Raw genomic sequence first — 12716 nt, 5'->3', positions numbered from 1 at the left:
GCCGCGGTGCGTGGGTCACCGTGCGGGGCCGCGGTGCGTGGGTCACCGTGCGGGGCCGCGGTGCGTGGGTCACCGTGCGGGGCCGCGGTGCGTGGGTCACCGTGCGGGGCCGCGGTGCGTGGACCGTGAACCGCCAACCGGCACTGCCGACCGCGAACCCGCCCCGGTCGACAGGATGTCGGGCCGGGGCGGAGCCGCTCGACGCAGCGTCGATTGTCGCGGGGCGGGCGGGCCCGGCATCCTGCGGCCATGCCCCTCCTCCCGAAGACGCCCTCGATCTCCCGTCGGACCCTGCTGCGCGGCCTGGGCGGTTCCGCCGCGGCCGGCGCGCTGGCCGGCTGCGGCGTACCGGCCGCCTACATCGCGCCGGGCGAACGGGCAGCGACCGACCGGTCCGCCACCGAACGATGGCTGACCTGGGCGAACTGGCCGCTGTACATCGACACCGACGACGAGCGCCCGAGCCGGCGGCCCACGCTGGAGGCGTTCGAGGAGCGGACGGGTATCTCCGTCGAGTACATCGAGGAGATCAACGACAACGACGAGTTCTTCGGCAGGATCAGCCCCTCCCTGATGAACCACCAGCCCACCGACCGCGATCTGATCGTCATCAGCGACTGGATGTGCGGGCGGTTCGTCCGGCTCGGCTGGGTGCAGGAGATGGACCGCTCCCGCCAGCCGAACGTCACCGAGTACCTCGACCCGCTGCTGCGTGCGCCCGCCTTCGACCCGGGCCGGAAGTTCACCGTGCCCTGGCAGTCGGGTATCACCGGCATCGCCTACAACCGCCGCAGGCTCAGCCGGGAGATCCGGCACGTTTCCGACCTCTGGGCGGCCGACCTCAAGGGCCGGGTGACCCTGCTGTCCGGCATGGACGAGGCGTTCGCGCTGCTGATGCAGGGCAACGGCGTCGACATCACCGACTGGACGGCGGACGACTTCCACACCGTGTGCGACCAGGTGGAGCGGCACGTCGACCAGGGCCGGATCCGCCGCTTCACCGGCAACGACTACATCAAGGACCTCTCCAGTGGGGACGTCCTGGCCTGCCAGGCCTACTCCGGTGACGTGATCCAACTCCAGGCGGACGACCCCGACATCGAGTTCGTCGTCCCGGAGGAGGGTGCCGAGCTGTGGGCGGAGTCCTTGATGATCCCCGACCTGGCCCGCCACAAGACCAACGCGGAACGGCTGATCGACCACTACTACCAGCCCGAGGTCGCCGCCGAGCTGGCCGCCTGGGTCAACTACGTCTGCCCCGTTCCGGCCGCGCGCGACGTGCTCGCCTCCTCCGGCGACGAGGAGAAGGCCGCCCTGGCCGAGGATCCGCTGATCTTTCCGGACTCGGCGATGCGCGAGCGGCTGGCGATCGCGCGGGACATCGGGGCGGGGGAGCGGACGGAGTTCGCGAAGCGGTGGAACGGGATCGTGGGCGTGTAGCGGACTGACCGGCGTGATCAATTCACCGGGTGAGGAAAAAGTGGGGGCCGCGGTCACGCTCGGTCTGCCGGCAGAACGCCTTCGGCCTGCACGGCCTGGTCCACCTCGCACAGGCGGGGCTGGTCCGCGGCCGCACGCCATGGGCCGCGACCTCGCCCCTGGTCGTCGTCCCGTTCACCGTGTGGGCCCGCCACCGGTCGCGCCGCGCCGGTGTCCTGCGCGCCGCGCGCCCGCGCGACCTCGCCCGGGGGGTGGGGCCGGCGGGCGCGGCGACGGTCGTGTCGCACACGGTGGCGCGGCGGCTCACGGAGGGCTACTTCAGCGCGGCAACCGTGATCCGGTCGATGACCGGATTCGCCTCCGCGCTCTTGGCATCCGTGGCGTTGACCGAGTAGACGACGGTGCGGCTCAGGTTGCGGGTGCCGCCGATGGCCGCGCTGTATCCGTAGCGGGACCCCGACTTGCCCCAGAAGATCTGGTCGCCCACCTGCTTGTACTCCAGCCCCGCGCTGCGGGTCGCGTCCGGGAGGCCCGCCGGGGTCGTGAACATCTCCACCAACTGCGGCTGCGGCACGATCCGCCCCCCGAACAGCCCCGTGAGCAGCCGCTCCAGGTCGGCGGTGGTCGAGATCATGTCGCCGGCCGCCCATCGGTCCGCTTGGTTCCACTCGGTGACGTCGACCGGCTTCACCGTCCCGTCCGGCTGCTCCACCGTCTGGTAGCCCCGGTTGTGCGGGCCCCGGACGCGGGGGTCGGTGCCCGGGAAGTACGTGTGGCGCATACCGGCCGGGCGCAGGACCAGACGCGTGGCCTCGGAGGCGTACGAGCGTCCCGTCACCTTCTCGATCAGCAGGCCGAGGAACGTGTAGTTGATGTTCAGGTAGTGCTGGTCCTCGCCGGGATCGAACTCCGGTCCCTTCGCGATCGCCGACGCCGCGACCCGCTGCGGGGTGAGCGTGTCGAAGCGGTGCGCGTACACCTCCGCGAAGTTCTCGCCGAGACCGTCGCCGGGCTTGATGCCGCTGGTGTGGTTGAGCAACTGGCGCACGCTGATCGGCTTCTCGAAGGCCGGCGTGAACAGCTCGGGGAGGTAGTCCTGCACCGGCGCGTCCAGGTCGATCCTGCCCTGCGCCGCGAGCCGCAGGACGGTGGCGGCCGTGACGACCTTGGTGACCGAACCGGCCCGGAAACGGGCGTGGGGATGCGCGGGCCGACCAGTGGCCAGGTCGCGCACGCCCGCGGTGCCGCGCCAGCCGCCGTCGGTGCCGCCGACTCGCACGAGGGCGGCGGTGGCGTGCTGGTTCGGGATCCCTTCGATGGCGGCGAGCAGCGCCTTTTCGTCCAGGCGGTTTGTCTCACCCGTCCCGTCCGTCCCGTCCGCCCCGCCCGTCCCGTCCGTTCTGTGTCCGGCGGAGGCGGAGGCGGAGGCGGCGGAGGCGGGCGAGGTGGAGGTGGGCGGTGCGGCGAACGCGGGAGCCGCGAGCGGGCCGGAGGCGAGGGCGAGGACGAGGGAAGCGGCGAGGACGGAGGAGGTACGGGCACGCATCGACTGCTCCAGAGGGTCCGGACGGTTCGGTCGGTGATCATCCTCGTCGTGGCGCGGACCATGGTGGATCGTCGGCGAGGAGGGTGCCCGCCCCGAACCCGGACTGGGGGAAGTCCCCTATCCCTGCAGGGACTTGTGCGGGGTCGCCCCTACGGGTGCGGCCCGGCGCCACCGCCGTCGCGCAGGGCGCAGAGCGTGTCGATGCGGTTGGTCGTGATCGAGTCGACGCCCAGGGCCAGCAGCCGGCGCATGGAGCGCCGGGTGTCGGGGGTCCAGACGGAGAGCAGGTGGCCGTCGCGGTGGACGCGGTCGGCCAGCGCCCGGTCCACCAGCCCGAACCGGTAGTTGAGCCAGCGCGGCCGCACCGCCGCGAGCACGGCGGGCCGGGGCGGGGCCGCCGTGGCCCAGGTCAGCGCGATCTCGGCCGCCGGGTCGGCCGCGCGCACCGCGAGCATGGCGGTGGCGCCCGCGCAGTAGTACACGCGGTCCTGGGCCCCGCACTCGCGGACGACGTCCACGATGCGCCTCACCGCCCGCTCGCCCGGTCCGCCCGGCAGGTCGAGCATCAGCCGGCTGCCGTCGGTCGCGGACAGCGCCTCCGCGAGCGTCGGTACCCGGCCCGCCGTCAGCCCGCGCACCTCCTGGGCCGACAGGGAGCGCAGCGGCCGGTCCTGCTGCCACAGGCGCTTGAGTGTCTCGTCGTGCAGCAGCACCGGCACGCCGTCCCGGGTGAGGCGTACGTCGGTCTCGACCGCGTCGGCGCCGCGGGCGAGGGCGGAGCGCAGCGAGTCGATCGTGTTCTCGCGGTACCGGTACGGGTCGCCGCGGTGGGCCACGGCGGTCACGTCGCGCGGGGAAGTCGTGGTCACGTCGCGCGGGGAGGGCATGGTGGCGTTCCGTTTCAGGAGGAGAGCCAGGTGGCGGTGTACGTGTCGATCTCGTCGCTGATCCTTGCCTTGCCCGGCGCGTCGAGGAACGACGCCTCGACCCCGTTCTTCGCCAGATCGGCGAGCCCGCGCTCGTCGAGGCCGAGGAGCCGGGCGGCGACGGCGTACTCGTTGTTGAGGTCGGTGCCGAACATGGGCGGGTCGTCGGAGTTGACGGTCACCAGGACCCCGGCGCGCGTGAACTCCTTGATCGGGTGCTCGTCCAGGGTGCGCACCGCGCGGGTGGCGATGTTGGAGGTCGGGCACACCTCCAGGGGGATGCGCCGCTCGGCCAGGTGCTCCAGCAGCTTCGGGTCCTGCGCGGAGCTGGTGCCGTGCCCGATGCGTTCGGCGCGCAGGTCGGTGAGGGCGTCCCACACCGTCTGCGGGCCGGTGGTCTCACCGGCGTGCGGCACCGAGTGCAGACCGGCGGCGATCGCGCGGTCGAAGTACGGCTTGAACTGGGGCCGCGCCACCCCGATCTCGGGTCCGCCGAGCCCGAAGGAGACCAGACCCTCGGGGCGCACCCGGTCGTCGGTGGCGAGCCGCGTCGTCTCCTCGGCGGACTCCAGACCGGCCTCGCCCGGAATGTCGAAGCACCAGCGCAGTACGGTCCCGAACTCGGCCTCGGCCGCCTTGCGGGCGTCCTCGATGGCGTCCATGAAGGCGCGCTCGTCGATGCCGCGCCGGGTGGAGGAGAACGGGGTGATGGTCAGCTCGGCGTACCGCACCTGCTGCCGGGCCATGTCCCGGGCCACCTCGTACGTCAGCAGCCGCACGTCCTCCGGGGTGCGGATCAGGTCGACGACGGACAGGTACACGTCGATGAAGTGCGCGAAGTCCGTGAACGTGAAGTAGTCGACCAGGGCCTCGGGGTCGGTGGGGACCTTGGAGTCGCGGTGACGTGCGGCCAGTTCCGAGACGATGCGCGGGGAGGCGGAGCCGACGTGATGGACGTGCAGTTCGGCCTTGGGCAGTCCGGCGATGAAGGCGTGCAGGTCACGCGGGACGTCGGGGTCGACGAGGTGCTCGGTCATGGGATCCTCCCCAAAACGGCGCCCCGGGCCGGCGCGGGCCGGAGGGGCGCGGGTGATCGGCTGATCGGTGGGTCGGAGATCATCGTAGGCCGGTCTCACGCCGGACGGCCCGGGACCGTACGATGACGGGCACGATCGACCCAGGGGGACACAGCATGACGGACGCAGCACAGCCGGGTGAGGGCTCCGCCGGCGGTCACAATCCATGGGCACCCCCTGAGGACAGGCCGTCGCCGGCCAAGGGCTACGCCGCCGGTGGGCAGCCGTCGGCGCCGGGCGGGCCGCCCGCCGGCACCGGGCCGTTCGGGCATCAGCAGCAGTCGCAGCAGCCGCCGTCCGTGCACGACCAGGTGACGGTCACGGGGATGCCGACCGCCGGCATATCGATACCGCCCGCCGGGTTCACCGCTCCCGAGGGCGCGGTGCCGCCTCCGCCGGTCGCGCCCGGTGGTCCGGGCGTCCAGGGCGGGTACGGCTATCCCGGCTACCCCCAGGGCTACGGCTGGTCAGGCGCTCCGATGCCTCCGCAGAACGGCATGGGCACCGCGGCGATGGTGCTGGGCATCCTCGCCTGCTGTCTGTTCTGCATGTACGGCGTCGTCTCCCTGGTGCTGGGCATCCTCGCAGTGGTCTTCGGCGTCAAGGGGCGCCGGAGGGCCGAGCGCGGCGAGGCCAACAACCACGGTCAGGCGCAGGCCGGTTTCGTCATGGGCATAGTCGGAATCGTCCTCGGTATCGTCGTGATCGCTCTGATCGCCATCGGGATCACCGCCGCGATCAACGACGAGTCGGAGTACGACGACCCTTCCTACTACGGCGCCGCCCGCGCGGTGCCGACTGCTGCACCGGCGGCCAATCCGGCCAATCCGGCGGCACCGTGGCAGCAGTGATACTGCCGCTGCCGCCGGCTGGTTCGCCGGATTCCGCGGGTGCCATCAGCGCCGGCTCTTCCGGGGCTCCGGGCGCAGTCTGAACCTCGCGGGGCTCGGAAGTGCCCGCTGAGCCGGCGAGGGTCAAGCCGTTGAGCCGTTGAGCCGTTGAGCCGTTGAGCCGTTGAGCCGCCGAGGTGACGAGAGTCAGCGAGTCGGCGAGCCCGGCAGGGGGGCGGCCCCCGGGGCGCCCCCTTCAGCCGCTCTCCCGCAGCCGTTCCCGTGCCGCCATCAGCGCGAACCCCAGCAGATTCGGCCCCCGCCACCGTTCCGGGTCCGTCGCGGCCTCGTCGTCCGCGGCCAGGCCGATGCCCCACACCCGGTCCACGGGACTCGCCTCCACCAGCACCCTCTCGCCCGTGTTCAGCAGGAACGCGCGCAGCGCCGGGTCCGAGGCGAACTTGTGGACGCTGCCCTCGACGACGATCCGGAACCGCTCCCGCTCCCACACCGCCTCGTCGAAGCCGCGCACCAGCCGCCCCGCCTTCTTTGCCTCGGCGGGATGATCAGCCGTCAGCACCCGCCGCTCCGCCTCCGCGTCCTCGAACAGCCGGGCCTTGGCCGCCATCATCCAGTGCTCCGCGGTCGCGTACTCCACCCCGGCCACGGTGAACGACGACGGCCACCACTGACTCAGACAGCTCGGCCCGATCCGGCCGTCCGGCAGCGGCCGGTGCCCCCAGAAGCACAGGTACTTGACCCTCGCGCCCGCCCGGACCCGCTCACGCAGCGCTTCCCTGCTGCCGATCGGCTCAGCCGCCCCGGTGATCAGCTCAGCCGCCCCCGTGATCCTCTCCGCTGCCCCCGTGATCCTCTCCATGCACGCGAGTCTGGCACGCGCCACTGACACTCCGTCCGCCCTTTTCCGTGGTGACTCGACACCTGGTCGACAGATTCCGTCGCGTAACCAAATGGCAACAACGGAATCACTTGTTGGAGGTCTAGTGCTCTGTCAGGATCGGCACTCACATCGAGCCTGAGCCACGCCGGCCCCCGTCACGGGGAGACCGAGGAGAGCCGACATGCACAACCCGGGCAACGAGACCCCGGACCGATTCCCGGCCCAGGACCGCTTCGCGGACGGGGCCCAGTACATCGCGGGCCGTCTGACGAAGGGCACCTCCGGACGCACGCAGACGGTCGTCGACCCGGCGACCGGCGAGGACGTCCTCACCTACGAACTGGCCGGCCCGGACGACGTCGACGCGGCCGTCGCCGCCGCGCGCGAGGCGTTCCCCGGCTGGGCCGGTGCCACCCCGGGCGAGCGTTCCGACGCCCTGCACCGGTTCGCCGAGGTGCTCGCCGAGCGTGCCGAGGACTTCGCCCGCGCCGAGTCCCTGCAGTGCGGGAAGCCGCTGAAGCTGACCCGGGAGTTCGACGTGCCGGGCACGGTCGACAACGCGTCCTTCTTCGCCGGTGCCGCCCGGCAGATGCAGGGACAGTCGGCCGGTGAGTACTCCGGCGACCACACGTCGTACGTCCGCCGCGAGCCGATCGGCGTCGTCGGGTCCGTCGCGCCCTGGAACTACCCCCTCCAGATGGCCGCCTGGAAGATCCTCCCGGCGATCGCCGCGGGCAACACCATCGTGCTGAAGCCCGCCGAGATCACCCCGCTCACCTCCCTGATGTTCGCCCAGGCCGCGACCGACGCCGGTATCCCCGACGGCGTGATCAACATCGTCACCGGTAGCGGACGGGTGGCCGGCGAGCACCTCGTCGGTCACCCGGACGTCGCCATGTCCTCCTTCACCGGTTCCACCGCCGTCGGCAAGCGCGTCGCCGAGGTCGCCACCGCCACCGTCAAGCGCCTGCACCTGGAGCTGGGCGGCAAGGCGCCCTTCCTCGTCTTCGACGACGCCGACCTCGACGCCGCCGTCAACGGCGCGGTCGCGGGCGCGCTCATCAACACCGGCCAGGACTGCACGGCCGCCACGCGCGCGTACGTGCAGCGGCCGCTGTACGAGGCGTTCGTCGAGAAGACCGCCGCCCTCATGGACACCGTCCGGGTCGGCGACCCCTTCGCCCCGGGCACCGACCTCGGCCCGCTGGTCAGCCACGTCCAGCGCGACCGCGTCGCCGGCTTCGTCGACCGGGCCCGCTCCTACGCGCGCGTGGTGACCGGCGGCGAGGCACCGCGGGGCGACCTCGCGGACGGCGCCTACTACCGGCCCACCCTCATCGCGGACGCCGCCCAGGACAGCGAGGCCGTCCGGTCCGAGATCTTCGGGCCGGTCCTGGTCGTCCTGCCCTTCGACACCGACGACGAGGGCATCCGGCTGGCCAACGACACGCCGTACGGGCTCGCCGCCTCCGCCTGGAGCCGGGACGTGTACCGGGCGAACCGCGCCACCCGCGAGATCGAGGCGGGCTGCGTGTGGATCAACGACCACATCCCGATCATCAGCGAGATGCCGCACGGCGGGTACAAGGCGTCCGGCTTCGGCAAGGACATGTCCGTCTACTCCTTCGAGGAGTACACGCAGGTCAAGCACGTCATGTTCGACAACACCGCGGCGGTGCGCAAGGACTGGCACCGCACCGTCTTCGGGGACCGGTAGTCATCACCTCCAGGCCGCCGACCACGGCCGACCCACCCGAAAGGGCAACCACGCGCATGGAGCAGTACGAGCCCGACCGCCTGTCTCCGGCCCAAGTGGCCGCCATGCGGCGCAGTTTCACCAGCGGCAGGGCCGCGCTCACCCGTCGCTCACTGCTGCGCGCCTCAGCGGGCGGCGCGCTCGCGGTCGGCGGACTCGGGACGCTGAGCGCCTGCGGCATCCCGGCGGCCGGCAGGACCGAGGGCGGCGTCTCCGCCCAGGACCGGTCGGCGAAGGAGCGGAAAGTCGCCTTCTCCAACTGGACCGAGTACATGGACGTCGACGAGAGCGGCCGGCGGCACCCGACGCTGGTGGCGTTCACCGAACGCACCGGGATCAAGGTCACGTACACCGAGGACATCAACGACAACAGCGAGTTCTTCGGCAAGATCCAGCCCCAGCTCGCCGCCGGCCAGGAGACCGGCCGCGACATCATCGTGCTCACCGACTGGCTGGCGGCCCGGCTGATCCGCCTCGGCTGGGTCCAGAAACTGGACCCGGCCAACCTGCCGCACGCGTTCACCAACCTGTCGCAGCAGTTCCGCAACCCCGACTGGGACCCGGGCCGCGCCTACTCCTACCCCTGGCAGGGCATCTCGGCCGTCATCGCCTACAACAAGAAGGCGCTGGACGGCATCGAGGTCAGGACGGTCTCCGACCTGCTCGACAATCCGAAGCTGAAGGGCCGTGTCGGCTTCCTCACCGAGATGCGCGACACCGTCGGCATGGTGCTGCTCGACATGGGCAAGGACCCGGCCCGCTTCTCCGACGACGACTACGACGCGGCGATCGCCCGTCTCCAGAAGGGTGTCGACAGCGGCCAGATACGCCGCTTCACCGGCAACGACTACACCGCCGACATCAGCAAGGGCGACTTCGCGGCCTGTCTGGCCTGGGCCGGTGACGTCGTCCAGCTCAAGGCGGACAATCCGGACGTCGGCTTCGTCATCCCGGACAGCGGATACATCACCTCCAGCGACAACCTGCTGGTCCCCAACAAGGCCCGGCACAAGACGAACGCCGAACGGCTCATCGACTACTACTACGAGCCGGGCCCGGCCGCGGAGCTCGCCGCCTACATCAACTTCGTCTGTCCCGTCGACGGTGTGAAGGACGAGCTTGCGAAGATCGACGAGGACGCGGCGAACAACCCGCTGATCATTCCCGACAAGGCCATGCAGGCCCGGTCCCGTGCCTTCCGCTCACTGAGCCCGAAGGAAGAGACGGCCTACGAAGAGAAGTTCGCGAAGCTCACTGGGGCGTGACGACGATGAATACGACGAAGGCTCAGCCGGACGCGACGGGGCACGGCGGCGACGTCCGCCTCTCCGGTATCAGCAAGACCTACGGCTCCTTCACCGCCGTGCACCCGCTCGACCTGACCGTGCCGCAGGGTTCCTTCTTCGCTCTGCTCGGCGCCTCCGGCTGCGGCAAGACGACGACCCTGCGCATGATCGCCGGGCTCGAGGAGCCCAGCGGGGGCACCGTGCACCTCGGCGACCAGGACGTGACCGCGCTGCCGCCGTACAAGCGGCCGGTCAACACGGTCTTCCAGTCCTACGCCCTCTTCCCGCACCTCGACGTCTTCGAGAACGTCGCCTTCGGCCTGCGCAGGCGCGGCATCAAGTCGGTGAAGAAGCAGGTCGGGGAGATGCTCGACCTCGTCCAGCTCGGCGAGCAGGCGCGCAGGAAACCGCACCAGCTCTCCGGTGGCCAGCAGCAGCGCGTCGCGGTCGCCCGCGCCCTGATCAACCACCCGAAGGTGCTCCTCCTCGACGAACCGCTCGGCGCCCTCGACCTCAAGCTGCGCCGCCAGATGCAGCTGGAGCTCAAACGCATCCAGACCGAGGTCGGCATCACCTTCGTGCACGTCACGCACGACCAGGAGGAGGCCATGACGATGGCCGACCAGGTCGCCGTGATGAACGCCGGCCGCGTCGAGCAGCTGGGCGCCCCCGCCGACCTGTACGAGAATCCGCGGACCACGTTCGTCGCCAACTTCCTCGGCACCTCCAACCTGATCGAGGCGGAGGTCGACACCCGGGGCGGCGACGACATCGTGGTGAGGGCGGCCGGCGACAAGCTGGTCCTGCCCGGCGCCCGGTGTTCCGCGCCGGCCCGGGCGGGCGGCAGGGTGCTGGTGGGCGTACGCCCGGAGAAGATCAGCCTCACCCACGCGGACGACGCCGGTTCCGTCCCCGAGGGCCGCAACCGCATCACCGGCAAGATCAGCAGCACCAGTTTCATCGGCGTCTCCACGCAGTACGTCGTGGACTGCGCGGCCTGCCCCGAGTTCGAGGTGTACGCCCAGAACATCGACCGCGACGCCCGCCTGGTGCCCGGCGCCGACGTCGTCCTGCACTGGAACCCGGCGCACACCTTCGGCCTCGACGCGGCCCAGCCCCTTCTCGCTGGGACCACGGGCGACGCGGGCGTGGCCGAGGGCGAGGCCGCCTGATGTCCACCCTCACCGAGGCGCCACCGCCCCTGACGCCGGCCGCGCCCGAGAAGAAACCCCCGCGCAGGAGGGGCCGCTGGACGCCGTACTGGCTGCTGCTGCCCGGCATCCTGTGGCTGGTCGTCTTCTTCGCGGCGCCGATGATCTACCAGGCCTCCACGTCCGTGCAGACGGGCTCGCTGGAGGAGGGCTACAAGGTCACCTGGCACTTCGTCACCTACTGGGACGCGGTGTCCGAGTACTGGCCGCAGTTCCTGCGCTCGGTCGCCTACGCGGCCTCCGCGACCGTGCTGTGCCTGCTGCTCGGCTATCCGCTCGCCTATCTGATCGCCTTCCGGGCGGGCCGCTGGCGGAACCTGATCATGATCCTGGTGATCGCGCCGTTCTTCACCAGCTTCCTGATCCGCACCCTGGCCTGGAAGACGATCCTCGCCGACGGCGGCCCGGTCGTCGGCGCCCTGAACACGCTGCACGTCCTGGACGTCACCAGCTGGCTCGGCTGGACGGCCGGCGACCGCGTGCTGGCCACGCCGCTCGCGGTGGTCTGCGGTCTGACGTACAACTTCCTCCCCTTCATGATCCTTCCGCTGTACACCTCACTGGAGCGCATCGACGGGCGGCTGCACGAGGCGGCGGGCGACCTGTACGCCAAGCCGTCCACGGTCTTCCGCAAGGTCACCTTCCCGCTGTCGATGCCGGGTGTCGTCTCCGGGACGCTGCTCACCTTCATCCCGGCGACCGGCGACTACGTCAACGCTTCCCTGCTGGGCTCGGCGGACACCGGAATGATCGGAAACGTCATCCAGTCCCAGTTCCTGCGGGTGCTGGACTATCCGACGGCGGCGGCGCTCTCCTTCGTACTGATGGCGGCCATCCTCGCCATGGTCACCTTCTACATCCGCAAGTCCGGCACGGAGGATCTGGTTTAAATGACCACGCGAAGGAGTCGCACATCCGGCACCAGCGTCAACTGGCTCAAGCGCAATCTGGTCGTGATCGCCGGACTGCTGACGCTCGCCTATCTCCTGCTGCCCAACCTCATCGTCACGGTGTTCTCGTTCAACAAACCGAACGGGCGCTTCAACTACGAATGGCAGCGGTTCTCCACGGACGCCTGGAAGGACCCGTGCGGCGTCGCCGGTCTGTGCGGCTCCCTGTCGCTCAGCCTCCAGATCGCCTTCTGGGCGACTCTCGGCGCCACCGCGCTCGGCACGGCGATCGCCTTCGCACTCGTCCGCTACCGCTTCCGGGCGCGCGGCGCGATCAACTCGCTGATCTTCCTGCCGATGGCGATGCCCGAGGTCGTGATGGCCGCCTCGCTGCTCACCCTGTTCCTCAACATGGGCGCCCAGCTGGGCTTCTGGACGATCCTGATCGCCCACATCATGTTCTGCCTCAGCTTCGTCGTGACCGCCGTCAAGGCGCGCGTGATGTCGATGGACCCCAGGCTGGAGCAGGCGGCGCAGGACCTGTACGCCGGCCCCTTCCAGACCTTCGTCCGGGTCACGCTGCCCATCGCGGCCCCCGGGATCGCCGCCGGCGCGCTGCTCGCCTTCGCGCTCTCCTTCGACGATTTCATCATCACCAATTTCAACGCGGGTTCCACCGTCACCTTCCCCATGTTCGTCTGGGGATCGGCCCAGCGTGGCACGCCCGTTCAGATCAATGTCGTCGGTACGGCCATGTTCGTGATCGCCGTGCTGTTCGTTCTGGCCTCCATGGTCATCGGCAACCGCCGAAACCGCCGCAAGGCATAGCGCATTCGCAGCGCATTCGCAGCGCA

General features: G+C 70.7%; 11 protein-coding genes and 1 pseudogene. 8 read left to right on the top strand and 4 right to left on the bottom strand.

Going from position 1 to position 12716, the window contains the following annotated elements; genetic code table 11:
• Window positions 1–249 precede the first annotated feature (249 nt).
• Window positions 250–1440, top strand: coding sequence for a spermidine/putrescine ABC transporter substrate-binding protein (locus ACH4F2_RS14990; protein WP_398133134.1), 1191 nt, complete (start codon window positions 250–252; stop codon window positions 1438–1440).
• Between the two features lie 74 nt (window positions 1441–1514).
• Window positions 1515–1751 (top strand): annotated as a pseudogene (locus tag ACH4F2_RS14985) (HXXEE domain-containing protein); the annotation flags it as partial.
• Window positions 1752–1753: 2 nt separating this feature from the next.
• Here ACH4F2_RS14985 and ACH4F2_RS14980 read toward each other — a convergent pair.
• The 3 genes from ACH4F2_RS14980 to ACH4F2_RS14970 all read right to left on the bottom strand — a co-directional run bounded on the left by ACH4F2_RS14980 (window position 1754) and on the right by ACH4F2_RS14970 (window position 5048).
• Entirely contained in the window at window positions 1754–2986 is a 1233-nt protein-coding gene (locus tag ACH4F2_RS14980) for a serine hydrolase domain-containing protein (RefSeq protein WP_398133133.1), read from the bottom strand.
• A gap of 149 nt (window positions 2987–3135) precedes the next feature.
• Window positions 3136–3873 carry a glycerophosphodiester phosphodiesterase gene (locus ACH4F2_RS14975; RefSeq protein WP_398133132.1) on the bottom strand — a complete coding sequence of 246 codons (738 nt, stop codon included), beginning with the start codon at window positions 3871–3873 and terminating at the stop codon, window positions 3136–3138.
• A gap of 14 nt (window positions 3874–3887) precedes the next feature.
• Window positions 3888–5048, bottom strand: coding sequence for an adenosine deaminase (locus ACH4F2_RS14970; RefSeq protein ID WP_398133131.1), 1161 nt, complete (start codon window positions 5046–5048; stop codon window positions 3888–3890).
• A gap of 56 nt (window positions 5049–5104) precedes the next feature.
• Here ACH4F2_RS14970 and ACH4F2_RS14965 point away from each other — a divergent pair, with 56 nt between their 5' ends.
• On the top strand, window positions 5105–5839 hold the full coding sequence (locus ACH4F2_RS14965) for a DUF4190 domain-containing protein (protein WP_398133130.1): 735 nt from the start codon (window positions 5105–5107) through the stop codon (window positions 5837–5839).
• Window positions 5840–6074: 235 nt separating this feature from the next.
• Here the strand turns inward: ACH4F2_RS14965 and ACH4F2_RS14960 are convergent, their stop codons facing one another.
• Window positions 6075–6698 carry an NADAR family protein gene (locus tag ACH4F2_RS14960; RefSeq protein ID WP_398133129.1) on the bottom strand — a complete coding sequence of 208 codons (624 nt, stop codon included), beginning with the start codon at window positions 6696–6698 and terminating at the stop codon, window positions 6075–6077.
• A gap of 202 nt (window positions 6699–6900) precedes the next feature.
• Here ACH4F2_RS14960 and ACH4F2_RS14955 point away from each other — a divergent pair, with 202 nt between their 5' ends.
• The 5 genes from ACH4F2_RS14955 to ACH4F2_RS14935 are packed head-to-tail and all read left to right on the top strand — an operon-like array spanning window position 6901 to window position 12690.
• Window positions 6901–8436, top strand: a complete 1536-nt coding sequence (locus tag ACH4F2_RS14955; RefSeq protein ID WP_398133128.1) for a gamma-aminobutyraldehyde dehydrogenase — start codon at window positions 6901–6903, stop codon at window positions 8434–8436.
• Between the two features lie 56 nt (window positions 8437–8492).
• On the top strand, window positions 8493–9740 hold the full coding sequence (locus tag ACH4F2_RS14950) for a spermidine/putrescine ABC transporter substrate-binding protein (protein WP_398133127.1): 1248 nt from the start codon (window positions 8493–8495) through the stop codon (window positions 9738–9740).
• Between the two features lie 5 nt (window positions 9741–9745).
• Complete coding sequence (locus tag ACH4F2_RS14945) at window positions 9746–10933, top strand: ABC transporter ATP-binding protein (RefSeq protein WP_398133307.1); 1188 nt, start codon at window positions 9746–9748, stop codon at window positions 10931–10933.
• Window positions 10933–11862 carry an ABC transporter permease gene (locus ACH4F2_RS14940; protein ID WP_398133126.1) on the top strand — a complete coding sequence of 310 codons (930 nt, stop codon included), beginning with the start codon at window positions 10933–10935 and terminating at the stop codon, window positions 11860–11862. The genes ACH4F2_RS14945 and ACH4F2_RS14940 overlap by 1 nt, the downstream gene beginning before the upstream one ends.
• On the top strand, window positions 11863–12690 hold the full coding sequence (locus ACH4F2_RS14935; RefSeq protein ID WP_398133125.1) for an ABC transporter permease: 828 nt from the start codon (window positions 11863–11865) through the stop codon (window positions 12688–12690).
• The last annotated feature ends 26 nt before the right edge of the window (window positions 12691–12716 follow it).

It is taken from the genome of Streptomyces sp. NPDC017890 (assembly GCF_044328675.1).
Taxonomy (GTDB): domain Bacteria; phylum Actinomycetota; class Actinomycetes; order Streptomycetales; family Streptomycetaceae; genus Streptomyces.
Note: the sequence above shows the minus strand (reverse complement) of the source record. Positions and strands in the feature narration are given on the sequence as shown.

Coding starts and splice junctions, on each gene's coding strand:
- ACH4F2_RS14975 (WP_398133132.1), bottom strand. CDS start 3,873: ATGCCCTCCCCGCGCGACGTGACCACGACTTCCCCGCGCGACGTGACC.
- ACH4F2_RS14950 (WP_398133127.1), top strand. CDS start 8,493: ATGGAGCAGTACGAGCCCGACCGCCTGTCTCCGGCCCAAGTGGCCGCC.
- ACH4F2_RS14935 (WP_398133125.1), top strand. CDS start 11,863: ATGACCACGCGAAGGAGTCGCACATCCGGCACCAGCGTCAACTGGCTC.
- ACH4F2_RS14990 (WP_398133134.1), top strand. CDS start 250: ATGCCCCTCCTCCCGAAGACGCCCTCGATCTCCCGTCGGACCCTGCTG.
- ACH4F2_RS14980 (WP_398133133.1), bottom strand. CDS start 2,986: ATGCGTGCCCGTACCTCCTCCGTCCTCGCCGCTTCCCTCGTCCTCGCC.
- ACH4F2_RS14965 (WP_398133130.1), top strand. CDS start 5,105: ATGACGGACGCAGCACAGCCGGGTGAGGGCTCCGCCGGCGGTCACAAT.
- ACH4F2_RS14945 (WP_398133307.1), top strand. CDS start 9,746: ATGAATACGACGAAGGCTCAGCCGGACGCGACGGGGCACGGCGGCGAC.
- ACH4F2_RS14940 (WP_398133126.1), top strand. CDS start 10,933: ATGTCCACCCTCACCGAGGCGCCACCGCCCCTGACGCCGGCCGCGCCC.
- ACH4F2_RS14955 (WP_398133128.1), top strand. CDS start 6,901: ATGCACAACCCGGGCAACGAGACCCCGGACCGATTCCCGGCCCAGGAC.
- ACH4F2_RS14960 (WP_398133129.1), bottom strand. CDS start 6,698: ATGGAGAGGATCACGGGGGCAGCGGAGAGGATCACGGGGGCGGCTGAG.